The organism is Stenotrophomonas sp. G106K1, from assembly GCF_037969685.1.
GTDB classification, from domain to species: Bacteria; Pseudomonadota; Gammaproteobacteria; order Xanthomonadales; family Xanthomonadaceae; genus Stenotrophomonas; species Stenotrophomonas lactitubi.
In genome coordinates this window covers 313,328-339,386 of record NZ_JBBPFR010000002.1, presented here as the reverse complement: position 1 = coordinate 339,386, position 26,059 = coordinate 313,328, and the positions used below count along the sequence as shown (strand labels likewise).

The 26,059-nt window shown below is 66.8% G+C and carries 24 protein-coding genes and 1 tRNA gene; 13 read left to right on the top strand and 12 right to left on the bottom strand.

Going from position 1 to position 26,059, the window contains the following annotated elements:
- The first annotated feature begins 15 nt into the window (after positions 1–15).
- On the top strand, positions 16–657 hold the full coding sequence (locus WKB25_RS03875) for a glutathione S-transferase family protein (protein ID WP_340568814.1): 642 nt from the start codon (positions 16–18) through the stop codon (positions 655–657).
- Between the two features lie 169 nt (positions 658–826).
- Positions 827–1,147, top strand: a complete 321-nt coding sequence (locus WKB25_RS03870) for a hypothetical protein (protein ID WP_340568813.1) — start codon at positions 827–829, stop codon at positions 1,145–1,147.
- Here the strand turns inward: WKB25_RS03870 and WKB25_RS03865 are convergent.
- From WKB25_RS03865 to dtd, 6 genes are all read right to left on the bottom strand, one after another.
- Positions 1,132–1,401, bottom strand: coding sequence for a hypothetical protein (locus WKB25_RS03865; protein WP_340568812.1), 270 nt, complete (start codon positions 1,399–1,401; stop codon positions 1,132–1,134). The two genes, WKB25_RS03870 and WKB25_RS03865, sit on opposite strands and share 16 nt — an antisense overlap.
- A gap of 37 nt (positions 1,402–1,438) precedes the next feature.
- Positions 1,439–2,401, bottom strand: a complete 963-nt coding sequence (locus tag WKB25_RS03860) for a hypothetical protein (protein WP_340568811.1) — start codon at positions 2,399–2,401, stop codon at positions 1,439–1,441.
- Positions 2,402–3,015: 614 nt separating this feature from the next.
- Positions 3,016–3,091, bottom strand: a tRNA-Ile gene (locus tag WKB25_RS03855).
- Positions 3,092–3,135: 44 nt separating this feature from the next.
- The gene (locus WKB25_RS03850) at positions 3,136–3,447 is read right to left on the bottom strand and encodes a hypothetical protein (RefSeq protein ID WP_340568851.1); all 312 of its coding nucleotides are present in this window, start codon (positions 3,445–3,447) and stop codon (positions 3,136–3,138) included.
- A 293-nt stretch (positions 3,448–3,740) separates the two neighbouring features.
- Positions 3,741–5,591 (bottom strand): RNA polymerase sigma factor RpoD, encoded by a 1,851-nt coding sequence (gene rpoD / locus WKB25_RS03845; protein WP_340568809.1) that lies wholly within the window; start codon positions 5,589–5,591, stop codon positions 3,741–3,743.
- 90 nt (positions 5,592–5,681) lie between these two features.
- Positions 5,682–6,122, bottom strand: coding sequence for a D-aminoacyl-tRNA deacylase (dtd, locus tag WKB25_RS03840; RefSeq protein WP_340568808.1), 441 nt, complete (start codon positions 6,120–6,122; stop codon positions 5,682–5,684).
- A gap of 60 nt (positions 6,123–6,182) precedes the next feature.
- Between dtd and WKB25_RS03835 the strand changes: the two genes are divergently transcribed.
- The 4 genes from WKB25_RS03835 to WKB25_RS03820 all read left to right on the top strand — a co-directional run bounded on the left by WKB25_RS03835 (position 6,183) and on the right by WKB25_RS03820 (position 10,439).
- A complete protein-coding gene (locus WKB25_RS03835) occupies positions 6,183–7,103 on the top strand; it encodes a lauroyl acyltransferase (protein WP_340568807.1) in 921 nt (306 codons plus the stop codon).
- A gap of 75 nt (positions 7,104–7,178) precedes the next feature.
- Positions 7,179–8,312: a GTP cyclohydrolase II RibA gene (ribA, locus tag WKB25_RS03830; RefSeq protein WP_340568806.1), complete on the top strand. Its 1,134-nt coding sequence runs from the start codon at positions 7,179–7,181 to the stop codon at positions 8,310–8,312.
- 76 nt (positions 8,313–8,388) lie between these two features.
- Positions 8,389–8,901, top strand: coding sequence for a PH domain-containing protein (locus WKB25_RS03825; RefSeq protein ID WP_340568805.1), 513 nt, complete (start codon positions 8,389–8,391; stop codon positions 8,899–8,901).
- Positions 8,898–10,439, top strand: a complete 1,542-nt coding sequence (locus WKB25_RS03820) for a PH domain-containing protein (protein WP_340568804.1) — start codon at positions 8,898–8,900, stop codon at positions 10,437–10,439. The genes WKB25_RS03825 and WKB25_RS03820 overlap by 4 nt, the downstream gene beginning before the upstream one ends.
- Positions 10,440–10,542: 103 nt before the next feature.
- Here the strand turns inward: WKB25_RS03820 and WKB25_RS03815 are convergent, their stop codons facing one another.
- Entirely contained in the window at positions 10,543–11,601 is a 1,059-nt protein-coding gene (locus WKB25_RS03815) for a CDP-glycerol glycerophosphotransferase family protein (protein ID WP_340568850.1), read from the bottom strand.
- Here WKB25_RS03815 and WKB25_RS03810 point away from each other — a divergent pair.
- Complete coding sequence (locus WKB25_RS03810) at positions 11,600–12,406, top strand: glycosyltransferase family 2 protein (protein ID WP_340568803.1); 807 nt, start codon at positions 11,600–11,602, stop codon at positions 12,404–12,406. The genes WKB25_RS03815 and WKB25_RS03810 overlap by 2 nt on opposite strands.
- A gap of 24 nt (positions 12,407–12,430) precedes the next feature.
- Here the strand turns inward: WKB25_RS03810 and WKB25_RS03805 are convergent, their stop codons facing one another.
- The 5 genes from WKB25_RS03805 to def form a co-directional block, all read right to left on the bottom strand.
- The gene (locus WKB25_RS03805; RefSeq protein WP_340568802.1) at positions 12,431–13,717 is read right to left on the bottom strand and encodes an O-antigen ligase; all 1,287 of its coding nucleotides are present in this window, start codon (positions 13,715–13,717) and stop codon (positions 12,431–12,433) included.
- Between the two features lie 122 nt (positions 13,718–13,839).
- Positions 13,840–15,552, bottom strand: a complete 1,713-nt coding sequence (locus WKB25_RS03800; RefSeq protein WP_340568801.1) for a glycosyltransferase family 39 protein — start codon at positions 15,550–15,552, stop codon at positions 13,840–13,842.
- A 22-nt stretch (positions 15,553–15,574) separates the two neighbouring features.
- Positions 15,575–16,906 carry a 16S rRNA (cytosine(967)-C(5))-methyltransferase RsmB gene (gene rsmB, locus WKB25_RS03795; RefSeq protein ID WP_340568800.1) on the bottom strand — a complete coding sequence of 444 codons (1,332 nt, stop codon included), beginning with the start codon at positions 16,904–16,906 and terminating at the stop codon, positions 15,575–15,577.
- 3 nt (positions 16,907–16,909) lie between these two features.
- Complete coding sequence (fmt, locus tag WKB25_RS03790; protein WP_340568799.1) at positions 16,910–17,833, bottom strand: methionyl-tRNA formyltransferase; 924 nt, start codon at positions 17,831–17,833, stop codon at positions 16,910–16,912.
- 122 nt (positions 17,834–17,955) lie between these two features.
- Positions 17,956–18,468, bottom strand: a complete 513-nt coding sequence (gene def / locus WKB25_RS03785; protein WP_025879059.1) for a peptide deformylase — start codon at positions 18,466–18,468, stop codon at positions 17,956–17,958.
- 128 nt (positions 18,469–18,596) lie between these two features.
- Between def and WKB25_RS03780 the strand changes: the two genes are divergently transcribed.
- The 6 genes from WKB25_RS03780 (at position 18,597) to WKB25_RS03755 (ending at position 25,954) form a co-directional block, all read left to right on the top strand.
- On the top strand, positions 18,597–19,724 hold the full coding sequence (locus tag WKB25_RS03780) for a LysM peptidoglycan-binding domain-containing protein (RefSeq protein WP_340568797.1): 1,128 nt from the start codon (positions 18,597–18,599) through the stop codon (positions 19,722–19,724).
- Positions 19,725–19,856: 132 nt separating this feature from the next.
- Positions 19,857–20,984: a DNA-processing protein DprA gene (gene dprA, locus WKB25_RS03775; protein ID WP_340568796.1), complete on the top strand. Its 1,128-nt coding sequence runs from the start codon at positions 19,857–19,859 to the stop codon at positions 20,982–20,984.
- Between the two features lie 43 nt (positions 20,985–21,027).
- On the top strand, positions 21,028–21,501 hold the full coding sequence (locus WKB25_RS03770) for a DUF494 family protein (protein ID WP_025879062.1): 474 nt from the start codon (positions 21,028–21,030) through the stop codon (positions 21,499–21,501).
- A gap of 40 nt (positions 21,502–21,541) precedes the next feature.
- Positions 21,542–22,276, top strand: a complete 735-nt coding sequence (locus WKB25_RS03765) for a GYF domain-containing protein (RefSeq protein ID WP_340568795.1) — start codon at positions 21,542–21,544, stop codon at positions 22,274–22,276.
- 48 nt (positions 22,277–22,324) lie between these two features.
- Complete coding sequence (locus WKB25_RS03760) at positions 22,325–23,254, top strand: RDD family protein (RefSeq protein WP_265951936.1); 930 nt, start codon at positions 22,325–22,327, stop codon at positions 23,252–23,254.
- Between the two features lie 222 nt (positions 23,255–23,476).
- Entirely contained in the window at positions 23,477–25,954 is a 2,478-nt protein-coding gene (locus WKB25_RS03755; protein WP_340568794.1) for a DNA topoisomerase I, read from the top strand.
- The last annotated feature ends 105 nt before the right edge of the window (positions 25,955–26,059 follow it).

Genomic DNA, 26,059 nt, shown 5'->3' with positions numbered 1-26,059 from the left:
CCGATGGACATCCCGATGACCCCGATCCTGACCGCATTCAAGCACTCCCCGGACCGTGGCCAGGGCCTGGCCCGCGACATGCGCGTGCGCTGGGCGCTGGAAGAACTGGGCGTGGGGTACGACGTCCATCTGCTCTCCTTCGAGGAGATGAAGCAGCCGGCGCACGTGGCACGGCATCCCTTCGGGCAGATTCCCACCTACCAGGATGGCGAACTTGTGTTGTTTGAATCAGGCGCGATCGTCCTGCACCTGGCCGAACAGCACCCCGGGTTGCTGCCCGCCGATGCGAGCGCGCGCATGCGTGCGATCACCTGGATGCTCGCCGCACTGAACACCGTCGAGCCGCCGATCGTCGAACGCTCGATGGCGTGGGTGCTGGAACGCGATCAGCCCTGGTATGCGCAGCGGCTGGTGATGCTGGACGAGCGCGTGCGCAGGCGCCTGGGTGAGCTGTCCGCGCGGCTGGGCGATGCACCGTGGCTGGACGGCGACTTCAGCGCCGGCGACCTGTTGATGGTGTCGGTACTGCTGCGGCTGCACAGCAGCGGCATCGTCGATGAGTATCCGATGCTGGCTGCGTACATCACCCGCGCGACGCAGCGGCCCGCCTACCAGCGCGCGTTCGCCGCGCAGCTGGCGGTGTTCCAGAACCCGTAGCTCCACGCCGCTCCAGTAGCGCCACGCCATGCGTGGAGAACGCCATCTGCCCACTGCAACCATTCCCCGGCGAATGGTAAACACCCCGTAAAACCGACGTCGCGCGTGCTGACACCTGCGCTGCACCATCACCTACGCTCGGGTTCCGCCCCCCGCCCGGAACCGGATCATGCCTTTGATTGCCATCGCGCTTGCCTCAGCACTGTCCGCCCTGCCCGACATCGGCTGGGAGCGCGAGCGGGCCGAAGATGCCCACCAGCTCATGCTGTGCCAGATCCACCGTGACCAGCTGGCCGATCGCGGAGAGAAGTCGCAGACCTACCAGCAGGCCAAGGCCGTCTGTGATCTGCTCGCCCGCGAGTACAAGCAGAACTGGGATTTCGACGCCCACGATGCGCTGGCTGCGGAAGCGGTGGACTTCTTCGACCTCCTGCAGCGCGGTGAGGCCACTGCCGTGCCACCGGGCAAGGCCGATCACGTTCTCGAGTGATCGCCGCCCTGTTGAAGATCAGAGGATGACGGCGGCAAATGGGCGATGGCCACCGACAGGATCAGCATCAGCACCGGGCTGATCGCATCGGAAAACCTGTGTTCAAGGTCCTTGCCGCGCTCGCGGCGGGTGTAGAGCGCGACCTCGCCGGGGTGAATCAGTACCCGCCAGAACATCCGCGGATAGAACACCAGCCAGCCGACCAGCTCGTAGAGGAATTCTTCCAGCGATCGCAGCAGTCGTATGAGGTCCATGACCGCTGTGGATAGCGTGCGGGGCGTGAAGCCGGGATCACGGGCGGGATTCGCAGACGGAAGCTGCCGCCTCCAGCAGCGGCCCCACGGCAAGTGCTGGTGCCGGGCGTTCGGCGGGGAATGCAGCCGCGATTGCCTTGGCTGCGCGATCAGCGTGCGGCTGGGCATACCATGACGAATCGCTGGACAGTACTTTCCCACGCACTTCCCGTTCGAACCGGTACTGGCCCCAGTAGATGGCCAACGGTTCTTCCAGTGCGTTCAGCGGATTGGGCAGGGCCAGCGCACTCGGGCACAGCCGCGCGAACGCCGCCGCCAGCGCCTCCCGGTTGGCTGCAGGCTGCCCAGCCGACAGGAAGTGCGCGTACTCATGCAGCACGATCGGCGCCCAGTCATCCTGCACGTGCTGATCCGAGAACAGCACAATGGAGCCACCGCGCAGCTTGGCCTGGGTGCGGTTCGAATACGGCCACCACACGAATCGCACATGAAAGGTGGGGGCGGCCTCCACACCGTAGAAGGTGCGCAGGCGCGCGGCAAATGCGGCGGCCATCGGCGCCGCCAGTTCCAGGGTCAACGTCTCCTGTTGCTGGCTGAAGCGCGCCGTCCCGGTCAGCAGCGCGCGTGCGCGGGGCGCAAAGCGTGCATAGAAACGCCTCAGCAGTTCCCGGTCACCAGCCGCCTGTGCGGCGATGGCGGCCTCGGTGGCGGCAGAGAATGATGCCGCGTTCTGGAAGTAGCCCGTGTATGGGTCGCCAATGCGTGTATCGCTGCCGGCAAACAGGCTGTCTGCCAGAGGCCGCTTACCCTCGTCATTACGGGCCATCGGGGAAGTGCGTTGACGAAACCGTGCGTAAGTCTCGAGCGCAGCACGATCCTTCGCGTCCAACCCGAACCTGCGCTCCCAGTCCTGCTGGTAGATCGCGTTGGTATAGCCCGGCAGCCAATCGGGCAGGTTGTCCAACAGATTGAACAGATCAAAAGCTTCGTCGTAGCCCACCGTTACCAATGGAGGCGCATGCCGCGTCGAGCCTCCCGACCCGGCGCGTGCCCACTGGGGCGCCAGCAGAAGAATGGCGATGCACGCGAAATGCACTGCCTGGGATCTGAATGACATCCGACATGCTCCTGGATGATCGGGTGGCCCGATTCGAGCATGGCGCCGAAGGTTCCACAACGTGACCATCGGCAGGGGCTGACAGGGCTCCGGCCTCGGCACTGCTCGTAGCCGATGCCGGCGCTGGCACGCCCCTCCCCCTCTTCACAACCCCGGGCAGATTGCCGCCGCGTATTTCATTGAAATGAAAACGTACGAAACGAAGGAGATCACGCTTTCCCGTCTCGGGGAACCCAGGCTCCAACGACACGAGCATCCAAGCAGGAGATGCGCTGATCGAGCCGCGCAGAACGAATCAGGATTGTGGATTTCCAGGATGAGGATCCATCGGAAGAAGGCCGCGCTGGCTCAGCTCCGAAGTGCAGCAGGGGCACGAGATGAATGGCAACCCCCAACACCGGCATGGGCGCCGTCGCGAATATAGGCACCAGGTAGGCATCAAACGTAAAAGGCACCGCCGAGCGGTGCCTTTTGATGGCCTAAGCCATTGAATGCAATGGTGGGCCCACCAGGATTCGAACCTGGAACCAAGGGATTATGAGTCCCCTGCTCTAACCGTTGAGCTATAGGCCCTGCGCAGCGTCACAGTGTAGTGGAGCACGGCCGGAATCGGCTACTCAGTCGGCAGCAGCAACCACTTCACCAACGCGCAGCAACCGTCTCTCCGCCATCCCCGCCAACCGCTCCATCTCCTGCAGATGCGCCTGGAACAGCGCCACCGCCTTCATGGCACCTTCCAGCCCCTTGCGGTTGCCACCGGCAAACCCCGCAACCAACTGCTCTCCCGATTGCGTCAGCAGCGCCAGCGTCGCCCGTCGGGCGAAGCCCAGCCGGTCTTCCCGTTCGTCCTGCATGACGTCCTCCCACGTCATCAACGGCGGGAAATCCAGGGCAGCGACAACAGGCACATCATGTTCGACAGCGTTCATGGCCAAGCTCCAATGCTCAACAGGGTTGATGCCGCAGATGCACGCAGTGCACGTGTCCCTGCAGCGCGTCCGCATCGGTGCCGGTGATCCGGCCCGCCCACGAGGTGTGTTGAGCACCTGCGACGCCAGAGTGCGTTTGTCGCCCCGGAACGTCAAAGGGCGGATGCGTCACCGCCAACGGAAGCCGAACACCGGCTCGGCCCTGCAACAGATCCCCCAAAGAAAAACCCCGCCAAGGCGGGGTTTTTCTCGACAGAAGCCGTTGCCGAGCATGGCTCGGCACTACCTGGAAATCAATCGATATCCAGGAAGCTGCGCAGCTGCTCCGAACGGCTCGGGTGACGCAGCTTGCGCAGGGCCTTCGCTTCGATCTGGCGGATGCGCTCGCGGGTCACGTCGAACTGCTTGCCGACTTCCTCGAGGGTGTGGTCGGTGTTCATGTCGATGCCGAAGCGCATGCGCAGCACCTTGGCCTCCCTCGGGGTGAGGCCGGCCAGCACGTCGCGCACGGTTTCAGACAGGTTGATGTTGGTGGTGTTCTCGATCGGGGACTCCACGTTGGTGTCCTCGATGAAGTCGCCCAGATGGGAATCCTCGTCGTCGCCGATCGGGGTTTCCATCGAGATCGGCTCCTTGGCGATCTTCATCACCTTGCGGATCTTGTCTTCCGGCATGTCCATTTCCTTGGCCAGCTCCTCCGGCGTAGCCTCGCGGCCGTACTGCTGGAGCATCTGGCGGGAAATGCGGTTCAACTTGTTGATCGTTTCAATCATGTGCACCGGAATACGGATGGTGCGCGCCTGGTCGGCGATCGAACGGGTGATGGCCTGGCGGATCCACCAGGTCGCATACGTGGAGAACTTGTAGCCGCGACGGTACTCGAACTTGTCCACGGCCTTCATCAGGCCGATGTTGCCTTCCTGGATCAGGTCGAGGAACTGCAGGCCGCGGTTGGTGTACTTCTTGGCGATGGAGATCACCAGGCGCAGGTTGGCCTCGACCATTTCCTTCTTGGCCTTGCGCGCCTTGGCTTCGCCGTAGGCCATGGCACGGCTGAGTTCCTTCAGCTCGTCCAGGTCCAGCAGGGTGACCTTCTCGATATCGATGGTGGCCTGCTGCTCGGACACGATCTGGTCCTTCACTTCACGCAGCGCCGAAGACCACTTCTGCTTGCGCTTCAGTGCGTCTTCCACCCATTCCAGGTTGGTCTGGTTGCCTTCCCAGGAACGGATGAAGTCCTTGCGCGGCATGCGGGCAGTGACGGTGGCCAGGTTCAGCACGCGGCGCTCATGGGCCTTGACGCTGCCCATGGTGTCGCGCAGCTGCTTGGTCAGCACGTCGGTCAGCGGCAGCGGCAGCTTCAGGGTGACGAACACCGCCGACATCTCCTCGCGGAGCTTCAGCAGGTTCTTCTTGTCGCCCTTGGCAACGGCCTTCTTGAAGGCGTTGAGGGCATCGCCCAGCGCCTGCATGCGCGCGGCGACTTCCTCTGGATCCGGGCCGGTCGGTGCGGCTTCTTCATCGCCGCCGTCGACGTCGTCTTCTTCCTCGTCGGCGTCGGCATCGGCGTCGTCTGCGTCATCGGCCACAACAGCAGCCGGGGCCGGCACTTCGTCGGACAGGTCATTGAAGCCGACGATCACTTCGGCAAGGCGCTTGCGGCCTTCCTTGTGCGCTTCGTAATCGGTCAGCAGCGATTCGACCGACACCGGGAACTGGCCGAGTGCGGCCTGGACCTGGGACAGGCCTTCTTCGATGCGCTTTGCAATGGCGATTTCGCCTTCGCGGGTCAGCAGCTCGACGGTACCCATTTCGCGCATGTACATGCGCACCGGGTCGGTGGTACGGCCACCTTCGGTGTCGAGCGCGCTCAGCGCGGCGGCAGCTTCTTCGGCTGCGGTGTCGTCGACCTCACGGTTGCCCGTGTTGCCGTCGTTGAGAAGCAGGGTTTCCACATCCGGAGCAACTTCATGGACATCAATGCCCATGCCGTTGATCATGCCGATGATGTCTTCGATCTGTTCCGGGTCGACCATGTCGTCCGGCAGGTGGTCATTGACTTCGGCATAGGTCAGGTAGCCCTGTTCCAGGCCCTTGCTGATCAGTTGCTTGATTTCGGATTGGGCAGGACGTTCGTTGGCCATGTAGTGCTCGCGCCACCGGCTAGGGGGAAATAGGGAACGTAGCATTATACCAGCCCGGGGCCCGGCCTGCCGGGCGGTGGTCCCGGTGGCCTAGGGCCTGAGGAGGAAGGTCACGGGACCGTCATTGACCAGGCTGACGACCATATGGGCACCAAAGCGGCCCGTTTCTACCCCTGGCGCGTGATTTTCACGACAGATGTCGACAAATCGATTGAACCCGCGTTCAGCCTCCTCCGGCGGTGCCGCGCTGGTGAAGCTCGGCCGCATGCCGGAACGGGTGTCCGCGGCCAGGGTGAACTGGCTGACCAGCAGCAGGCCGCCGCCGGTATCACGCAGCGAGCGGTTCATTCTGCCTGCCTCATCTGCAAACACACGGTAGCCGAGCACGCGTTCGGCCATCCGCTGCAGCTGGGCCTCGGTATCGCCCGGCTCCATGCCGACCAGGGCCAGCAGGCCGGGGCCGATCTGCCCTACCGCCTCCCCCTCCACATGCACGGCGGCCTGGCTGACACGTTGAATCAGGACGAGCATCGGCGGGCTTCCAGGCAAGGGCCGGCCACGATAGCAGCGCCCTTGGCTAAACTGGGGGTGATGAATCCACACCGCAAAGCCCGGCTGGTCTACCGCGCCACCACTCTTTTCGCCCGCCTGCCCTGGCCGCTGCTGCGCGGATTCGCGCGCGCCCTGGCCTGGACGTGGGTGCGCCTCGATGCCCGCGAAAGCCGCGTCACCCGCCGCAACCTGGAGCTGGCCTACCCCGAGCTGGACGCGCCAGCACGCGAACGCCTGCAGCGCGAACTGCTGCGCTCCACCGCCCTGCAGGCCATCGAGACCCTGCGCCTGTGGAGCCGGAAGCCCGAAGACAACCTGCGCCTGCACCTGAAGGAGCGCCACGGCCAGGCGCTGTACGACGCGGCGCTGGCCAGCGGCAAGGGCGTGATCGTGGCGGCCCCGCACTACGGCAACTGGGAGCTGCTGAACCAGTGGCTGGCCTCGCGCGGGCAGATCGCCATCGTCTACAAGCCGCCGGAGGACGAGGCCAGCGATGCCTTCCTGCAGATCGTGCGCGGCGGCGACAACGTGCAGCAGGTGCGCGCCGAGGGCCCGGCCGTGCGCCAGCTGTTCAAGGTGCTCAAGGACGGCGGTGCCACCGGCATCCTGCCCGACCAGCAGCCCAAGGCCGGCGACGGGGTGTTCGTGCCGTTCTTCGGCGTGCAGGCACTGACCATGACCCTGGTCAACCGCCTGGCCGAGCGCACCGGCGCGACCGTACTGTATGGCTGGTGCGAGCGCATCGGCCCGGACATGGAATTCGCCCTGCACATCGAGCCGACCGACCCGGCCGTGGCCGACCCGGACCCGCACGTGGCGGCCACCGCGCTCAACGCGGGTATCGAACGTATCGCCCGCCGCGACCCGGCGCAGTACCAGTGGACCTACAAGCGCTATACGCTGCGGCCACCGGGCAGCGGCGAGGAAGACCCGTACGCGACCGACGAACATCCGCACTGAGAGCCGCTGCACCCGGCCTGCGACACACCGTCGCAGCACGTTGAATACGACGCTGGCGCCCCCATAGAGACACCGATGTCCGCCTCCCCCGGTCCTGCCATGTCTGCTTCCTCCCTGTTCGGTGATCCGGCAGCGATCCGCTGCGAGCGCGCGGTCGCCGAACTGCGTGCCGGTCGTCCGGTCCTGCTCCACGATGGCCAGGGCCAGCGCCTGGCGGTGATCGCGCTGGACAGCGCCACTGCCAGCAGCTTTGCCGCCTTCGCCAGCGCCGCGCGCGAACGCCATTACCTCTATCTGACCGCCACCCGCGCCCGCGTGCTCGGCATGGAGGCACCCGAGGGTGCACGCCTGCCGCTGGCCGGCGTCGCCTTCGATGCCCTGCCCTCGCTGGGCTACCTGCGCGAACCCGGGCCGATGCCCGCGGCCTGGAGTGCAGGCGATGCGTTCGATGCCGGCGCGGTGGAACTGGCCCGGTTGGGCCTGCTGCTGCCGGCGATGGTGGCCGTGCGCCTGGATTCAGACGACGCCACGTTCGATGGCGCGGCCGAGGTTGCCCTGTGCGATCTGGCCGAAGGCGCTGCGCATGCCGCACATGATTACGAACTGGTGGCGCGTTCTCTGGTGCCGCTGCGTGATGTCGGCATGACCACGTTCGCGGTATTCCGCGGCGGCGTCGCCCAGCGTGACCAGGTGGCGATCATCGTCGGCGAACCGGACCTGTCCGCCGTGGTGCCGGTGCGCGTGCATTCGTCCTGCCTCACCGGCGACCTGTTCGGTTCGCTCAAGTGCGACTGCGGCGACCAACTGCGTCGCGGCCTGCGCAAACTGAAGGAACTGGGCGGCGGCGTGCTGCTGTACCTGGACCAGGAAGGCCGTGGTACCGGCATCGCCGCGAAGATGCGTGCCTACGGCTACCAGCATGACGGGCTGGATACCATCGACGCCGATGCGCAGCTGGGCTTCGGCGCCGACGAGCGCCGCTATGGCAGCGCGGTGGCGATGCTGCGCGGGCTGGGCGTATCCCGTGTTGCCCTGCTCAGCAACAACCCGACCAAGGCACAGCGCCTGCGCAATGCCGGCATCGAAGTGCTGGACTGCATTCCGGTCACCGGCGAGATCACCGCCGAGAACGAGCACTACCTGCGCACCAAGGCCGACCGCGCCGGCCACCTGCTGGATGTCGACGCGCTGATCCAGGCCGCCCAGTAGCGCGGACGACCTGCTAACGTCTGCGCGGTGCGGCCATCACCGCGCCTGCCCGCCCTGCTGCCCGACGGACGCCCGCGTGACCGAACTGCCCTTGCCCGTTGCCGCCACCGAAATGCCCCTCGACCACTGGCAACCCCTGCCGCGGCGCGCTGCCCGGTTGGCGGCGCTGGAGGGCGCCTTCGGCGGATTGTTCATCCCCGGCGCACCGCTGGCGGCCCTCTGGTGGTTCTTCGATCTTCCCGGTGGCCTGTGGGCAGCGATGCTGGGCCTGCTGGTCGGCCTCGTCTTCGGCGCCTGGATCGGCCATCGGCGCCTGACCCGCACCCGCTGGCGGCTGGACGCACAGGGCCTGGGCCTGCGCCGCGACCTGATGTGGCAGCTGGAGACCCGCATCCCCATTTCGCGCGTGCAGCACCTGGACCTGCGTCGCGGGCCCCTGGAGCGGCGCGCAGGCCTGGCCACGTTGATCGTGCACACCGCCGGCACCCGCCTGAGTGCGGTCACCGTCAACGGTCTGGACGAAGCCGATGCCGAGCGCCTGCGTGACACCCTGGCCCATCAGCTCGACCAGGACGCCGACGCCCTGTGAGCCTGCCGCCGCCCCTGCCGCCGTCGCTGCCCAGCGGTGGCGAAGAACATCGCCTGCACCCGTGGTCGTGGCTGTTCGTGCTGTTGATGCAGCTGCGCCACTATTTCCTGCCCCTGATCGCATTGCTGGTGTTCGGCCAACGCGGCGACCGCGATCCGATGTGGGCACAGTTGATCCCGTTGACCGCCATCGCCGCACTGGTGCTGGTCTCGGTACTGCAGTACCTCAGTTACCGCTATCGCATCGGCAACGATGCGATCACCGTGCGCAGCGGCCTGCTGGCGCGCAACCGGCGCGAGATTCCCTTCGCCCGCATCCACAACGTGGAAGTGCGGCAGAACCCGTTGCATCGGTTGTTCGGGGTTGCCGAGCTGCGCCTGGAATCGGCCGGTGGTGTGCGCCCGGAAGCGGAGATGCGGGTGCTGCGGCTTGATCAGGCGCTGGCCCTGGAACAACTGGTGCGCCAGCGTGGACAGGCACCCGAGCCAGCACCGGGCGACGCGCCGGCTGCCAGTGTCGTGCCCTCCGACGACGAGCAGGTCCTGCTGCGCCTGTCGAGCTGGGATGTGCTGCGCATGGGCCTGCTGTCCAACCGTGGCTGGGCACTGGCGATCGCTGCCTTCGGTGTCCTGTTCCAGACCGTGCCGCGCCAGGTGATGGACGATGCCATCCAGCGTGGCGGGCGCGAGGCCTTCGGCTACGCCAGCCATCTGCATGCCGGGGTGACCGGTGGGCTGGTGCTGCTGGCCGCGGCGTTGCTGCTGGGCTGGCTGTTGTTGCGGGTGCTGTCGGTGGTATTGACGTTGCTGCGCTACCACGGCTTCACCCTCAGCGAGCACGAGCGGCGCCTGACCGTCTCCACCGGCCTGCTCAGCCGCACCCGCAGCAGCGTCGCACGCCGCCGCATCCAGGCCTGGACGCTGGGTGAGAGCACCCTGCAGCGCTGGTTCGGGCTGCGCCAGCTGCGTATCGACAGCGCCGCCGGCGGCCCCGCGCGCGACGACGATCGCGCACTGCGCGAACTGGCGCCTCTGGCCGGCGCCAGCGCCTGCGACGGGCTGGTGCGCCACCTGCTGCCACAGCTGCAATGGCCGCCGCAGCAGTGGCAGCCGATACCTCAACGTGGATGGTGGCGGCTGTCGTTGTCCACGTTGCTGACGGTGCCGTTGCTGACCGCCGCGCTGTACTGGCGCTGGGGCCTGCCGGCGCTGGCGCTGCTGGCCTGGCTGCCGGTCAGCCTGTTGATCGCGCACCGGCAGATGGCACGGATGGGCTGGCACCTGGACGGCCAGTTCGTGGCGGTGCGCGGCGGCTGGTGGAAGCGCTGGTGGCGCTGGGCCGAGCTGGACAAGGTGCAGGGCCTGCGCCTGCAGCGCTCACCGCTGGACAAGCTGCTGGGTACGGCCAGCCTGCAGCTGGACACCGCCGGTGCGCATGGCGATGTGGCGTTGGCGCTGCGCTACCTGCCGCAGGCGCGTGCACAGGCGTTGATGGAAGAACTGGCCACGGCGCTGGCGCGGCGCAAGCTGCGCTGGTAAGCGGCCGAGCGTTGAATTGACCATCCACGCATGGCGTGGATCTACTGCGGTGCAGGGGTCGGATCCCAATCCGCAGGAATGGGATCCGACCCCTGCGCATCCATCACCGTTGCGACGGCCCCCAGTAGCCCAGGTCCTTGCGGATCTGCAGGTCACGCACCCAGCTGCCGAACGGCTTGCGACGCAGCACACCCATCTCGCCGGACAGGAAATCCTCGGTCGCGGCGATCACCCGCTCGCTGGACAGGCCATCGCGGTAGGGGTGGATGGCATCGGCGTAGCGCACGATCTCCGCCTGCAACGCCGCGTCGGGATGCAGCGCGCGCGCCAGCATGGCCGGCAGCTGCTGCGGATCGTCAAAATCGATCATGTGCGGCTTCGGCACGCGGTTGCGGAAGGTCACCACCGGCTTGTGCTGGACGATGAACTCGGAAACGATCGATGAGGTGTCCGACACCAGTACGTCGGCGGCGCGCTGGGCGGCCATGACCTGCTCCGGTTCGATGAAGCGCGCATTGGCGCCGGCCAGCGCGCGGTAGCGTTCGAACAGTTCCGGTGGGCACTTCGGGTGCAGGGTCAGCAGCCAGTAGTGCTGCCCGGCGGCGATGTCGGCCGCAATCTGCGCATGCAGGTGCGGGGCCGCACTCAAGCGCTCGGTGAAGGTTGAACCGAACAGGATCACTGGGCGACCGCCGGCCGCACTGCGCAGCGCGGCACTGTCGCCACCGTCGTCGCGGAACAGCGGATCCAGCTTCGGCCAGCCGGTTTCGGCCACGGCAAAATGGCCCTGCAATGCCGCGATCTCGCGGAACGGCGCGGTGGTGGCAGGGCCCTGCGTGCAGTAGAGGTCGAACATGCCGCGCACCCGGAAGTGGCCACGCGCGCTGTCGCGCTTTTCCACGTTGAAGCCGTGGAACAGCTGCACCTTGGCCCCCGACAGGAAGGTCGGCACCCAGTTGGCCGCGCTGAACACCGCCCGCGGGCGCATCGCCAGGGCCTGCTTCAGGCCGATGTTGGGAACGCCGGGCAGCTGGCTGCCGGCCGCACCATCTTCGAACCAGGCCGCCACTTCCTGGCCGGAAGCGTGCAAGGCCTGCACCAACGGGGCGAGAATAGGCAGCGCATAGCGCTCCGTCGCAAACAACAGGTACCCGGCCATCATGTCCTCCACGACCGCTCCCATCGAACGGCCTCGCATCTCGGCCTGCATTATCGCGTTCAACGAGGCCGGGCGCATCGGCGATTGCCTGGCCTCGCTGGCCTTCTGCGACGAGATCGTGGTGGTGGACTCGCTGTCCACCGATGCAACTGTGGCCATCGCCGAGGCGGCCGGCGCCCGCGTGCTGCAGCGCCCGTTCGATGGCTTCCGCAGGCAGAAGGCGTTCTGCGTCGAGCAGGCCCGCCACGACTGGGTACTGTGCCTGGACGCCGACGAGCGCGTCAGCCCGGAACTGCGCACGGCCATCGAGCAGGCCCGCGACGGCGGTTTTGCAGGTCATGCGGGTTACCGCTTCGCGCGCCTGTCGGAGTACTTCGGCAGATTCCTGCGCCACGGCAATGCCTATCCGGACCGGGTGCTGCGCCTGTTCGACCGCCGCCACGGCGGCTGGCGCGGCAAGCGCGAGATCCATGAGGCGGCCAGCGTCGATGGCACCGTCGGCACCCTGCGCGGGGACCTCATCCACTTCCCTTACCGCTCGCTGCAGCAGCAGCTGGCCAAGACCGAGAAGTACGCGCGGATGATGGCCGAGCATGAGTTCGCGCGCGGCAAACGGGCGACCCTCGGCAAGCTGGTCCTGGCGCCGGCCTGGCGGTTCTGGCGCGGCTTCCTGTTCCGTGGCGGCTTCCGCGACGGCTGGCATGGTCTGGTGTATGCCTATGTGCGCGCAAACTACGTGCGGCAGAAGACCATCATGCTGTGGATGCTGGGCAACGGTCAGGCTGTGTCCGATCCGCCACAGCCCTGAGGTGCACTAGAGCGTGGCTGGACGTTACCGCGCGCTCTTTGCCCGGTGCCGCGCCCCTTCCACGATCGACAGCCCGGTGAGCAGGCCGACGATGGTGACGTAGAAGCTGGCGGTCATCTGGTGGGCGAACATCGACTGGGTCAGTCCGCACAGGATGTAGGACACCACCACCATCACGCCGGCGACGGCCGGACCACGGAAGGTGGTGTGCCCGCTGCGTCGGTGCAGGCGCACGAACACCCACAGGGGCACGCCATACACGGCCAGCAGCAGCAACAGGCCGGGTACGCCCTGGGTTGCCGCCCATTCGGCGACATCGTTGTGGGCATGGCCCAGATGACAGCGCTGTTCCTGCGGATCCTCGCGACAGATCGGAACCCGCTGCATGGCGTTGTCGAAGTGGCCCACGCCCACCCCGATCAGCGGGTGATCGAGGAAGGTATCCCATGCCACCTGCAGGCGCTCGACGCGGGCACCTGCCGATGAGTCGCTGTCGCCCTGCTCCATGCGCTGCACATCGCTATGCAGTTCGGTCAGGCGCACCTGGTGGCGAAGTTCGGGCACCGACAGCAGCAGGGTCGCAGCAATGGCCAGCATGCCGGCAAGCACCGACAGGCGCGCCACGCCGGTGCGCCAGCGCAGGCTGAGTGCCAGCACCACCAGCAACGCCAGCAGCGCTGCGAACACACCACGGCTGCCGGTGAGGATGATGGTTCCACACCCGGCGGCCATGCCGACGATCACCAGCGACCAGCGTCGCGAGGGCCGGCAGAACACCAGCAGCACCATCAGCATCACCACGATGTCGGCGAGCACGATCGCGTTTGTGGACAGTTCCGCGCGCGGCGCGCCTCCCAAGACCTGCAACAACGCAAGCGCGAAGGTACCCAGCAGGCCCGCGAACGCACCACGCCACAACCAGCGCATGTCCGGCCGCAACGCGCAGACCCACACCGCGATCCACGGGATCACCAGGAATCGCGAGCGGTTGTCGACGTTGCGCAGGCCATGCTCGAACACGACCATCGAGAGCACGCCCAGGGCCAGCACCGCCAGCGTCAGCCAGGTCAACACCCTGATCGGTTGGGTATCCATGTGCCGCGCACGCCACAGCAATTCCGGCGCCATCAGCGTCGTGACCAGCAACACCAGGCCATACGGCAGCAGGTTGATGGGAATGGTCAGCACCAGCGCCGGCATGCAGAACAGGCCGATCTGCGCCAACCAGTGCGCAGCGCGCGGGCGACCACCAACGGGTACGCCCAGCGGATCACCGACCGTGGATTCCAGGTTGTTCTGTGAAGCTGCCACGTTGAAGAGTTTCGCTGCGAACCGATTGAATGAACGGGATCGCCGGCACGGCCGATCCCACACTGATGTTTTACTGCCTTTGCGGTCGCTTGGGCAGTCTGGACAAGCGCAGGCCTGGGTGGTTACTCCTCACGCTGCAGTCGCCGTTCACGTTCCCGCTCGTCGGCGCTGGCCACGCACAGCCCCTGGACCGCAGCGGCAGGCACCAGCCACCAACGGCGGCGGTTGGCGATACCGGCCAGTTCTGCACGGCTGCGGTCGATGCAGGGCAGCAGCGCGTCTTCGTGGACCAGCAGCCAGCGGCGCCGGGGCGCCAGCTGCTGCCACTCCACGGCCGCAGCCAGCTGAGCATCCCAAGGCTCGTTGAAACCAAAGGTGGCGGCCGGGCGGTCGGCCATCAACAGATTCTGCTCCTTCCAGGCCACCAGCCCCAGCTCGGCATCGGCGCCGATGCGCTGGCCGGTGTGCCGCATCAGGCCGCGCGCGGAACTTGAATCATTCAGCAGCGGATAGCCGATCAGGCTGTACAGCACCCACACGACAGTCAGGGTCGAGACCAGCGCCAGCTGGCGGCGGCCGCGCCCGAACAACAGCAGGCTGGCCACACCCCAGCCGCCCATCGCCATCGCCGCCCAGGCCAGGGCGTTCATCTCGCCATTGCCGATGCCGCGCGTCTGCATCAGCCGCGTTTCGAAGCCGGGCTTGCCCAGCAGGGCCGCCAGCCCGGCGGCCAACGTGCCCAGCGACAGCAGCAGGGTGAACGCGCCCAGCAGCCACTGCACGTCGCGCCGGCGCAGCAGCCCCGGCAGCAGCGGCGCCAACGCAAGGCAGAACATCGGCAGCGCGGGCAGGATATAGACGTCGCGCTTGCCATTGGGGATCGAGAAGAACAGCACGATCAGCGCCCACCAGCCCAGCAACAACAGATAGCGCGCGTCCCGACGCTGCAGCCTGCGCCGCCAGGCAGGGATCGCCCACGGCACGGCCAGGAAGGCGGGAATCCACATCGACGGCATGGTGCCCAGGAAGTACCACCAGGGCTGGTGGTGGTCCCATGATTGCGCATAGCGCTTGGCGGTCTGCCGGAACAGGATGTCGTCCATATAGGCCAGGTACTCGCCGGAGCGGGTCGCCAGCGCGGTCATCACCATCGGCACCAGCCACAGCGCGATGGCCAGCACGAACGCCAAAGGCGCCAGCCAGAAGCGCAGGTCGCGTGCATGCAGCCGCACCCGCGGCCAGTGCAGCGCCGAACCGATCACCGCTGGCACGATCATCAGCAGCGCGATCACGCCCACGCCCTTGGTAATCACCCCGATGCCAGCAAAGAACCAGCCCAGCCACCACCAGCGCCACGCGGGCCCCAGCAACAGGTGGCGCAGCAGACCGTAGTTGGCCAGGGTGATGAACAACACCACCAGCGGGTCGATCTGCGCCTTCTTCGCCTGGAAGGTGAACTGCAGGGCGAACAGCAGCGCCCAACCGGCATACAGGCCAACCTGGCGTGTCCACAGGCGCCGGCCGAGGTCGACCACGCACCACAGCGTGCCGAGTGCAGCGATCAGCGAAGGCAGCAGGAACGCCACACGCCAGTTGCCGATCACGCTGTACAGCGTGGCCTGCCACCACATCAGCATCGGCGGCTTGTCCGAGTACAGCTCCAGCCCGCGGTGCGGGAACAGCCAGTCGCCGCTGTCCACCATCTGCTTGGCGACCAGGGCGAAGCGCGGTTCGTCCGAGGGCCAGGGATCACGTAGTCCCAGGCCGGCGCCCAACACCAACAGGGCCATCACAACAAACAGCCACGTCTGGCGTGACGCACGGGTTTTCAGCATGGGGGCTCGGACAGCGGTTGGGTCAGGCCTTTTTTAGCAGACGCGCGTAGAAAAATCCGTCAGCATCGTTTTCACCGGGCAGGCGCTGGCGAGCGATACCGTCACAGTCCAGACCAAATGCGTCACCCAGCGCGACCGCTTCCGCATCCGCATGCCACTTCAGGAAGCCCTTGACCTGGTCGACGTTCTCCGCGCGCAGGATCGAGCAGGTGGCATACAGCAGCACACCGCCGGGGCGCAGCATCGACCAACAGGCTTCCAGCAACCGGGCCTGGATGCCGACCAGCGCATCGATGTCTTCCGCACGGCGATGGAACATCACGTCCGGCTGCCGCCGGATGACGCCGGTGGCCGAGCACGGTGCATCCAGCAGGATCGCATCGAACGGAGCGCCGTCCCACCATGCCCCCGGATCGCTGGCGTCGGCCACCAGGATTTCGGCGCCTTCGCCCACACCGGTGCGGGCGAACGTGTCCTTGGCGCGCGCCAGGCGACGGGCATCGATATCCAGCGCCAGCAATCGCAGGCTGGGGTCACGCTCGAGCAGGTGCGCCGACTTGCCACCCGGGGCGGCACACGCGTCGAGCACGCGGCTGCCGGTCGGCGGCGCCAGCGCGTCGGCGGCACATTGCGCCGACAGATCCTGCACCGACAGCAGGCCTTCGCCGAAGCCGGGCAACTGGTTCACTGGAACCGGCGCGGCCAGTCGCAATGCATCGGCGCTCAACGGGCTGGCTTCGGCGGCAATGCCCGCTTCGGCCAGGGCCGCCATCATCGTGTCTCGCCCGCCGTGCTGGCGGTTGGCACGCAGCCACAGTGGCGCCGGCTGCAGGCTGGCGGCGAAGATCGCCTCGGCCTGTGCCGGCCAATCGCGTTCGACGGCCTCGGCCAGCCAGACCGGAAATGCATCGCGTGCCGGTTGTTCGGGGAAGCCCTCGCGCTGGGCCCGACGAAGGATCGCGTTGACCAGGCCCGCCTGGCGTTCGCGGCCGAGTGCGCGTGCAGCGTCGACCGTGGCCGACAGCGCCGCATGAGCCGGCAGTTCCAGCACATCCAGCTGGGCGAAGCCCACCATCAGCAGCGTGCGCAGGTCGGCATCGCGTGCGGACAGCGGCTTCTGCATCCATTCCTGCAGGGCGGCGTCATAGGTGCTGCGTCGGCGCAGCACCGCGAAGCACAGTGCTTCAAGCAGCGCGCGGTCGCGGGTGTCGGCCAGCTTCGGCAGCGCCCAGGCCAGCTCCGCCTTGAGCGAACGACCACGGGTGAACACCTGCGCCAGCACGCGCGCGGCCAGCATGCGGGTGGCTGCGCCCGGCGCCGCCTTGGCGATGGACAAATCCTCTGCCTTGCTCACCGGTCAAACCCCCACGCGCAGGTCACGGCGGGCATTGAGGTAGTCGGCGGCGGTGATTGCCTTGCCGCCTTCCCGCTGCAGCACGCGCAGGCGCAGTGCGCCCTGCCCGCAGGCGATGTCGATGCCCTCGCGGCCAGCGGCGAGCACCGTGCCCGGTGCCTGGCCATGCGCCACATCCAGCGCCACCGCGCCGTGGATGCGTACGCGCTCAGCGGCCAACAGTGCCTCGGCAATCGGCCACGGATTGAACGCACGCACCGTGCGCGCCAGCGCTTCTGCGTCCTGCGCCCAGTCCAGTTTTGCCTCGCCCTTGTCCAGCTTGTGCGCGTAGGTCACGCCCTGCTCCGGCTGCGGCCGTGCGATCGGCTTGATACCAGCGCGCAGCAGGCCCAGCCCATCGGACAGCACCTGTGCGCCGAGCTCGGCCAGCTTGTCGTGCAGCTGGCCACCGGTATCGGTGGCGGCGATCGGCAGTTCCTGGTGCAGCAGCACCGGGCCCGTATCCAGGCCTGCTTCCATCTGCATCAGGCAGATGCCGGTCTTCTCGTCACCGGCCTGGATGGCACGCTGGATCGGTGCGGCGCCGCGCCAGCGCGGCAGCAGCGAACCATGCACGTTCCAGCAACCGTGGGTCGGGATGGTCAGCACCGCCTTGGGCAGGATCAGGCCATAGGCCACCACCACCATCAGGTCCGGCTGCAGGTCACGCAACTGCTGCTGGGCCGCTTCGTCCTTCAGCGTTTCCGGCTGGTACACGGGGATGCCACGGGCGACCGCTTCCAGCTTGACCGGCGAAGGCGCCAGCCCACGGCCGCGACCGGCCGGGCGATCAGGCTGCGTATAGACAGCCACCACCTCGTGATGACGCGCGGCCGCGCGCAGCGACGACACCGCGAATTCCGGCGTACCGGCAAAGACAATCCTCATGGCAACCCCACTTGCAGGATGAAATCGTGCAGGAAAAAAAACGGCGCCGTCGACCGGCGCCAGGCAGCCCGCGCGTCACGCACAGGCGCGAGCCACCCCGAAAGGGCGGCCCGCCACAACCATCACGCCACGTGCTTGCGCTGTTTGGCCAGCTTCTTGCGGACCATTTCGCGCTTCAGCGGCGACAGGTAATCGATGAACAGCTTGCCGTCCAGATGGTCCATCTCGTGCTGCACGCAGACCGCCAACAGGCCATCGGTGGTCAGTTCCTGCGGCTGCCCCTGGCGGTCCAGGAATTTGACGGTGATGGTGTCGGCACGGGTCACGTCGGCGAAGATGCCAGGCACCGACAGGCAACCTTCCTGGTACACCTGGCCCCCGTCCTTGGCGACGATTTCCGGGTTGATGAACACGCGCGGCTCGTTTTTTTCTTCGCTCACGTCGATGACCATGAAGCGCTGGTGCACGTCCACCTGGCTGGCAGCCAGGCCAATGCCGGGGGCGTCGTACATGGTCTCGAACATGTTGTCGAGCAGCTCCTGGAACGCCGGCGTGGTCACTTCGGCGGCATCGATCAACGCAGCCTTGGTACGCAGGCGCGGATCGGGGAACTCAAGAATGGGGAGTAAAGCCATGGCAGTTTCCGGGGTTGGGGCCGGGTTACGCCGGCATACGTCGCAGATTCTAGCTCCAACGCTTGCCTTGCGCCCCGGTTTCTGGACTATAGTGCGCGGACCTGTTGGGGAATCAGGGCTTCACACCTATGTTGCTTCGTTTTCGTACGGTCGTCGCCGCGGCGATGCTGACCGTGGCTGCCTATGCTACCGCCGTGGAAGTGAATGGCGGGCACCCGGACACCTATGTGGTCCGCAAAGGGGACACCCTGTGGGACATCGCAGGACGATTCCTGCAGAAACCATGGCTGTGGCCGGAGATCTGGCAGGCCAATCCGCAGGTCGCCAATCCACACCTGATCTATCCCGGTGACGTCCTCAGCCTGGCCTACCTGGACCGGGTGACGGCCCAGCCCGGCCCGCGCCAGGAAGCCCCGGTGACCGGCGTGCCGCTGGCCCAGGTCGAGCCGTTCCTGAAGCAGCTCAGCGTGGTCGACAGCATCGAACAGCTGCCGTATGTGGTCGGCCTGGAAGACAACCGCCTGCGCGCCACCGGTGGGCAGACCGCCTATGTGCGCCTGGCCGACACCCAGGTCGGGCAGCGCTGGGCCGTGGTCCGCCCGACCGTGCGCTACGCCCAGCCCAAGCCAACCGAGGACCTGACCGCCAACGGCGATGTCACCCCGGGCAGCGGCAACCTCTGGAAGGCCTTCAGCGCCCCCAACCACCGCCGTGGCGTACTGGGTTACGAGCTGGCACAGGTCGGCACCGGCACCATCACCAAGGTGGCCGGCGGCAAGACCGAAGCGTCGACCCTGGTACTGGACAACGCCAGCGGCGGCCGTGAAGTGCGTGCCGGCGACCGCCTGGTACCGGTCGAGGCCACGCCGTACGACCTGCAGTTCTTCCCGCATGTACCCGCAGCGGGTGTGGAAGGCGTCGACGTGCGAGTACTGGCGGTCACCGACATGTTCAACGCCGGCGGCCCGCGCGATGTGATCGCGATTTCCGCTGGCCGCGCCCAGGGCGTGGACAACGGCACTGTGTTCTCGTTGTGGCGCCAGGGCAGCCACGTGGCGCACCGGATGAAGTTCCCGGGGTCCTCGCGCATGGACGACTCGACCAGCACGGGCGCCGGCCGGGTCAGCCTGCCGGATGAGTACGCCGCGCATGCGATGGTCTTCCGCACCTTCGACAACGTCAGCTATGCGTTGGTGATGCAGGGCGTGAAGCCGGTGCGTGTGGGCTACAGCGCGCTGCATCCGGACGCGGAATGATCCGGCGCCGGGCCCCGCCCGGCCTCGGCAGATGGCGCCGGCCACATAGGCCGGCAACCTCCGGGATACCCTGACAGCAATACGCGAAGGCGCCCTAGGGCGCCTTTGTTGTGTGGGGCCGATAGTCGGGGGATGACTGAGCATGGACATGAGGCGCTGCTGCGCCTGTTGATCGCCGGTGGTTCCCTGGCACCCAGGCGCGCGCTGTTGCAGACCACCGGCAATGCGGATGCGGCGTTGGCACTGGGCGTTGCAGGCTGGCGGGCCCACGGCTGGACGCCGGAACAATGCGCTGCGCTGGAGCGTCCCGACACCCGCGCCCTCGCGATTGCGCAGCGCTGGCTGCAGCAGCCGGATCATCATCTGCTGGCCTGCAACGATCCGGCCTTCCCGCCCCTCCTGCTCGATGTACCCAATCCGCCCCTGGCGCTGTTCGTTGCCGGGGATCCGGCCATCGCCTGGCGTCCCGCGGTAGCCCTGGTCGGCAGCCGTTCACCCACCCCCGCCGGCCGTGCCCTGGCCGCCCGGTTTGCCACCTGCTTCGTCGAGGCCGGGCTGGCGGTGACCAGTGGATTGGCGGCAGGTATCGATGCGGCCGCCCACCAGGCGGCGCTGGACGCAGGCGGCTGCACGCTCGCGGTGATAGGCACCGGCCCGGACCGTGCCTATCCGACCAGCCACAGCCGTCTGCAGGCAAGAATCGCCGCCGAAGGTGTGGTGCTCAGCGAATACCTGCCAGGCACGCCCGCACGGCCGGGCCACTTCCCCGCACGCAACCGGCTGGTGGCCGGGCTGGCCCTGGCCACGGTGGTGGTCGAGGCCGCGCAACGCTCGGGCGCCCTGATCACCGCCCGGCTGGCAGCCGAAGCCGGCCGCGAGGTCTGCGCGATACCCGGTTCGGTGCTCAATCCGCGCGCCGCCGGCTGCCACCGGCTCATCCGTGAAGGGGTTGCCCTGGTCGAACGGCCCGAAGAAGTGCTGGAACTGCTGGCCCCAGCACTGCGTCACCAGCTTCCGGGCTTGCAAACCCGGCTTGCGACCCCCACTGAACAGGCAGCGCCGGCGGACCTGCCGGCATGCTGGGCGAACGACGCTGACTACCAGAGCTTGTGGCGGGCGCTGGAGCACGACCCAATCAGTATGGATTCCCTGATCACGCAATGTGGATTGACGGCGTCGGAGGTGTCCTCCATGCTGCTGGCCATGGAACTTGCGGGGATCGTGGTGTGCGTACACGGCCGCTACTGTCGACGTCCCTAGTTTCTTCACCTCCACAGCGTCGCGCGACGCAGGCCGAGGGGCAATGAAAGAGAGCATCCTGGATGTACTGTTGTACCTGTTTGAACACTATTTCAGCGAAGATGCGGACCTGATCCGTGACCGCGACTCACTGCAGAATGGCCTGATCCAGGCCGGTTTCAGCCCCACTGAGATCAACAAGGCATTCGAATGGCTCGATGCCCTGGCAGCGCAGCGCCCAAGCGCGGCCCAGGCCCGGGTCGATGGCCCGGTGCGCATCTATCACGGCCCGGAGCTGGACAAGCTTGACGTGGAATGCCGTGGTTTCCTGCTGTACCTGGAACAGCACGGCATCCTGGATGCCGGCCAGCGCGAGCTGGTGCTGGACCGGGCAATGGCCCTGGACCAGGACGAACTGGACCTGGACGACCTGAAATGGGTCGTGCTGATGGTGCTGTTCAACCAGCCCGGCGCCGAGGCGGCCTACGCCTGGATGGAAACGCAGATGTTCGTGGACGAGCCAGAACCCCTGCACTGACCGTACACTTGGGGGCCGTGCGCATTCAGGAGCGTCCCCCGTGAGTGAGTGGTTCCATGCCGAAGGCAACCGCCAGCAAGGCCCGTTGCCCTCGGAACAGTTGATCGAGCTGTTCCGTAGCAACCAGATCACCCTGGACACCTTGGTATGGCGCGACGGCTTGCCGCAATGGCAGCCGTTGCGCAATGTGGTCGACGAACTGGGCCTGATCGTGCCCGCCGTCGATGCACCCGCAACTGCGGCACCGCCGCCGCCTGTCGCCCCATTGCCGCCCACCCTGCCACCTGCCTCTCCGTACGCGACCACGCCGATGGATGCCGCGCCGGTCGCGAAGAAGGGCCTGTCCGGCTGCGCGTTGACCGCCATCATCGGCGGCGTTGCACTGCTGGTGGTGGTACCGATCCTGGCCATCCTGGCGGCTATCGCCCTGCCGGCCTACAACGACTACACCGTCAAGGCCAAGGTCGCTGGCGCGATCACCGCACTGCAGCCGCTGAAGGACAAGGTCCAGCATTTCGCCGATGACCAGGGCCGTTGCCCGGGCGCCAACGACGCCGGTTTCCCGGCCGTGGACGAATTCGCGGGCCAGGGCCTGTCGGCCGTGCATATCGGCCGCTTCAACAATGGCCACTGCGGTATCGAAGCGACGCTGGCGTTTCCGGGCAAGAGCCAGGATGGCGACCTGCTGTGGCTCGAGTACGACCGCGACAGCGGACGCTGGGAATGCAGCGGCGAAAGCGACGACAAGTATCTGCCCACGCAATGCCGCGGCTGAGCCGCGCACCGGGCAACCCACCAAGGACGACCCAACAGGGGACATGCAATGACTGAGTGGTACTACGCCGAAGGACAGCAACGCCAGGGACCGCTGGAGGTCACCGAGATCCGCCAGCGTTTCCAGCGCGGCCAGTTGAATCTGGACACCCTGGTCTGGCGCGAAGGCATGGGACAGTGGGCGCCGCTGCGGCAGATGGTGGACGAACTGGGCCTGCAGACCCTGGCCGATGCCAGCACGTCCAACGCCACCGGTGGCTTCGACCTGCGCAACGACTACGCCGCGATCGACAACGGCACCGCGCCCCTGCCGGGCACCGGCGCCCTCAGCAGCTCGCCGTACACCGCGCCCGGCGCGGGCGGCGGTGACTATTCGCAGCCGGTGCAGGGCGGCGAAGTGGTCTACGCCGGCTTCTGGAAGCGCTTTGCCGCCTACCTGATCGACTATTTCGTCCTGCTGATTCCCAGCGGCGTGGTCGGCGGCATACTGGGCTTCGTGCTCGGTGCCGGCATGGGCGCCACCGGCAGCGGCGAAACCGCGGTGGAAGTGGTCACCCAGCTGATCAGTGGTCTGGCTGGCCTGTTCATCGCCGCCGCCTACTACGGCTGGTTCCATGCATCCCGTGGCGGCGCCACCCTCGGCAAGATGGCCATCGGCATCAAGGTCGTGCGCGGCAACGGTGATCGCCTGACCCTGGGCCGCAGCATCGGCCGCTACTTCGCGACCATCCTCAGCGGCCTGACCCTGTGCATCGGCTACCTGATGGCTGCCTTCACCGAGCGCAAGCAGGGCCTGCATGACCTGATCTGCGACACCGTGGTGGTCGACCGCTGGGCCTACACCGACCAGCCGCAGCTGCAGCGCCGCGAGCTGGGCACGGTGACCATCGTGATCCTGGTGCTGGGCGGCCTGCTGATGCTGGCCGGTTTCGCCGCGATCATCCTCGCCGTCGGCGTCATCGCCAACATGGCGTCGTGATCCGGGATCGAGGGCCAATGCGCCGTCGCGGACGGCCATCCTCACGCCTCCCTGCTTGACAACGGCAGGCCGGGCGTGATTCCTCTAATAAGGTGAAACCTGAACGCCCGGCACAGTCCCGGGCGTTCAGTTTATTGATTTGCCCGTGGCCGCTTCACTAATGCGGCCGTTTGCTCCACCCTAGCGGCCCTTCCCCGCGGCTTACCCACAGACCCTGCTGCCATGCCCAAGCACCTGCTCATCGTTGAATCGCCGGCCAAAGCCAAGACGATCAACAAATACCTCGGCAAGGACTACACGGTCCTGGCCTCGTATGGGCACGTGCGTGACCTGATCCCGAAGGAAGGCGCGGTTGACCCGGACAACGGGTTCGCCATGCATTACGACGTGATCGAGAAGAACGAAAAGCATGTCGATGCGATCGCCAAGGCCGCAAAGGGCGCCGACGACATCCTGCTGGCGACCGACCCGGATCGCGAGGGTGAAGCGATCAGCTGGCATATCGCCGAGATCCTGAAGGAGCGCGGGCTGGTCAAGGACAAGCCGATGCAGCGCGTGGTCTTCACCGAGATCACCCCGCGCGCGATCAAGGAAGCCATCAGCCAGCCGCGCGAGATTGCCAGCGACCTGGTCGATGCCCAGCAGGCGCGCCGCGCGCTGGACTACCTGGTCGGCTTCAACCTGTCGCCGGTGCTGTGGCGCAAGGTCCAGCGCGGCCTGTCCGCCGGCCGCGTGCAGAGCCCGGCGCTGCGCATGATCGTCGAGCGCGAGGAAGAGATCGAAGCCTTCATCGCCCGCGAGTACTGGTCGATCGCCGCCGAGTGCGCGCACCCCTCGCAGCACTTCAACGCCAAGCTGGTCAAGCTGGACGGCCAGAAGTTCGAGCAGTTCACCGTCACCGACGGCGACACCGCCGAGGCCGCCCGCCTGCGCATCCAGCAGGCCGCACAGGGCGCCCTGCATGTCACCGACGTGGCCAGCAAGGAGCGCAAGCGCCGCCCCGCGCCGCCGTTCACCACCTCCACGCTGCAGCAGGAAGCCTCGCGCAAGCTGGGCTTCACCACCCGCAAGACCATGCAGGTCGCGCAGAAGCTGTACGAAGGCGTGGACATCGGCGGCGACGAAGGCACGGTCGGCCTGATCTCGTACATGCGTACCGACTCGGTGAACCTGTCGCAGGACGCGCTGGCCGAAATCCGCGACGTGATCGCCCGTGACTACGGCATCGCCTCGCTGCCCGACCAACCCAACACCTACCAGACCAAGTCCAAGAACGCCCAGGAAGCGCACGAAGCGGTGCGTCCGACCTCGGCACTGCGCACCCCGGCCCAGGTCGCGCGTTTCCTGACCGACGACGAGCGCAAGCTGTACGAGCTGATCTGGAAGCGTGCAGTGGCCTGCCAGATGATTCCGGCCACGCTCAACACCGTCAGCGTGGATCTGTCGGCCGGCAGCGAACACGTGTTCCGCGCCAGCGGCACCACGGTGGTCGTGCCCGGCTTCCTGGCCGTGTACGAAGAAGGCAAGGACAGCAAGAGCGCCGAGGATGACGACGAAGGCCGCAAGCTGCCGGCGATGAAGCCGGGCGACCGCGTGCCGCTGGAACGCATCGTGGCCGACCAGCACTTCACCCAACCGCCGCCGCGCTTCACCGAAGCGGCGCTGGTGAAGGCGCTGGAAGAATATGGCATCGGCCGTCCTTCGACCTACGCCTCGATCATCCAGACCCTGCTGTTCCGCAAGTACGTGGAAATGGAAGGCCGCAGCTTCCGTCCGTCCGATGTCGGCCGTGCGGTGTCCAAGTTCCTGTCCAGCCACTTCACCCAGTACGTCGACTACGACTTCACCGCCAAGCTGGAAGACGAGCTCGATGCCGTCTCGCGCGGCGAGGAAGAGTGGATTCCGCTGATGTCGCGCTTCTGGGGCCCGTTCAAGGAACTGGTCGAAGACAAGAAGGAATCGGTCGACCGTGCCGAGGCCAGTGGTGCGCGCGAACTGGGTACCGACCCGAAGACCGGCAAGCCGGTCAGCGTGCGCCTGGGCCGGTTCGGGCCTTACGCAGCCATCGGCAGCACGGCCGAGGATGCCGAGGACAAGCCCAAGTTCGCTTCCCTGCGGCCGGGCCAGTCGATGCACACCATTTCCCTGGAAGACGCGCTGGAGCTGTTCCTGATGCCGCGCGCGCTGGGTGAGGACAAGGGCGAGGACGTCAGCGTCGGCATCGGCCGCTTCGGACCGTTCGCCAAGCGTGGCAGCACCTACGCCTCGCTGAAGAAGGAAGACGACCCGTACACCATCGACCTGGCCCGCGCCGTGTTCCTGATCGAAGAGAAGGAAGAAATCGCGCGCAACCGGATCATCAAGGAGTTCGAGGGCAGCGACATCCAGGTGCTGAACGGCCGCTTCGGCCCGTACATCAGCGACGGCAAGATGAACGGCAAGATCCCCAAGGATCGTGAGCCGGCATCGCTGACCCTGGCCGAAGTGCAGCAGCTGATGGAAGAGACCGGCAAGCCGGTGCGCAAGGGCTTCGGCGCCAAGAAGGCCGCCGCGAAGAAGACCCCGGCGAAGAAAGCGGCAGTGAAGAAGGAAGCCGCGCCGAAGAAGGCCGCTGCCAAGAAGGCGCCGGCAAAGAAGGCGGCGAAGAAGGCCGCCAAGAAAGCGGTGAAGAAGGCCCCGGCCAAGAAAGCCGCCAAGTAGATCCACGCCATGCGTGGATGATCTGCCAAAGTGTGCGGACCAAGGTCCGCACCCACTGTTCCACCCGTTCTGCACGCAGCGGGGGGGATAATGAAAGCCCACGCC

Excerpts from the sequence above, each read along its gene's own strand:
- rpoD (WP_340568809.1), bottom strand. The coding sequence starts at position 5,591 with ATGGCCAACGAACGTCCTGCCCAATCCGAAATCAAGCAACTGATCAGC.
- fmt (WP_340568799.1), bottom strand. The coding sequence starts at position 17,833 with ATGAGGATTGTCTTTGCCGGTACGCCGGAATTCGCGGTGTCGTCGCTG.
- WKB25_RS03835 (WP_340568807.1), top strand. The coding sequence starts at position 6,183 with ATGAATCCACACCGCAAAGCCCGGCTGGTCTACCGCGCCACCACTCTT.
- def (WP_025879059.1), bottom strand. The coding sequence starts at position 18,468 with ATGGCTTTACTCCCCATTCTTGAGTTCCCCGATCCGCGCCTGCGTACC.
- WKB25_RS03755 (WP_340568794.1), top strand. The coding sequence starts at position 23,477 with ATGCCCAAGCACCTGCTCATCGTTGAATCGCCGGCCAAAGCCAAGACG.
- dprA (WP_340568796.1), top strand. The coding sequence starts at position 19,857 with ATGACTGAGCATGGACATGAGGCGCTGCTGCGCCTGTTGATCGCCGGT.
- WKB25_RS03800 (WP_340568801.1), bottom strand. The coding sequence starts at position 15,552 with ATGCTGAAAACCCGTGCGTCACGCCAGACGTGGCTGTTTGTTGTGATG.
- WKB25_RS03760 (WP_265951936.1), top strand. The coding sequence starts at position 22,325 with ATGACTGAGTGGTACTACGCCGAAGGACAGCAACGCCAGGGACCGCTG.
- WKB25_RS03780 (WP_340568797.1), top strand. The coding sequence starts at position 18,597 with ATGTTGCTTCGTTTTCGTACGGTCGTCGCCGCGGCGATGCTGACCGTG.
- WKB25_RS03865 (WP_340568812.1), bottom strand. The coding sequence starts at position 1,401 with ATGGACCTCATACGACTGCTGCGATCGCTGGAAGAATTCCTCTACGAG.
- WKB25_RS03875 (WP_340568814.1), top strand. The coding sequence starts at position 16 with ATGACCCCGATCCTGACCGCATTCAAGCACTCCCCGGACCGTGGCCAG.
- WKB25_RS03770 (WP_025879062.1), top strand. The coding sequence starts at position 21,028 with ATGAAAGAGAGCATCCTGGATGTACTGTTGTACCTGTTTGAACACTAT.
- WKB25_RS03870 (WP_340568813.1), top strand. The coding sequence starts at position 827 with ATGCCTTTGATTGCCATCGCGCTTGCCTCAGCACTGTCCGCCCTGCCC.
- ribA (WP_340568806.1), top strand. The coding sequence starts at position 7,179 with ATGTCCGCCTCCCCCGGTCCTGCCATGTCTGCTTCCTCCCTGTTCGGT.
- WKB25_RS03850 (WP_340568851.1), bottom strand. The coding sequence starts at position 3,447 with ATGAACGCTGTCGAACATGATGTGCCTGTTGTCGCTGCCCTGGATTTC.
- WKB25_RS03815 (WP_340568850.1), bottom strand. The coding sequence starts at position 11,601 with ATGATGGCCGGGTACCTGTTGTTTGCGACGGAGCGCTATGCGCTGCCT.
- dtd (WP_340568808.1), bottom strand. The coding sequence starts at position 6,122 with ATGCTCGTCCTGATTCAACGTGTCAGCCAGGCCGCCGTGCATGTGGAG.
- WKB25_RS03810 (WP_340568803.1), top strand. The coding sequence starts at position 11,600 with ATGTCCTCCACGACCGCTCCCATCGAACGGCCTCGCATCTCGGCCTGC.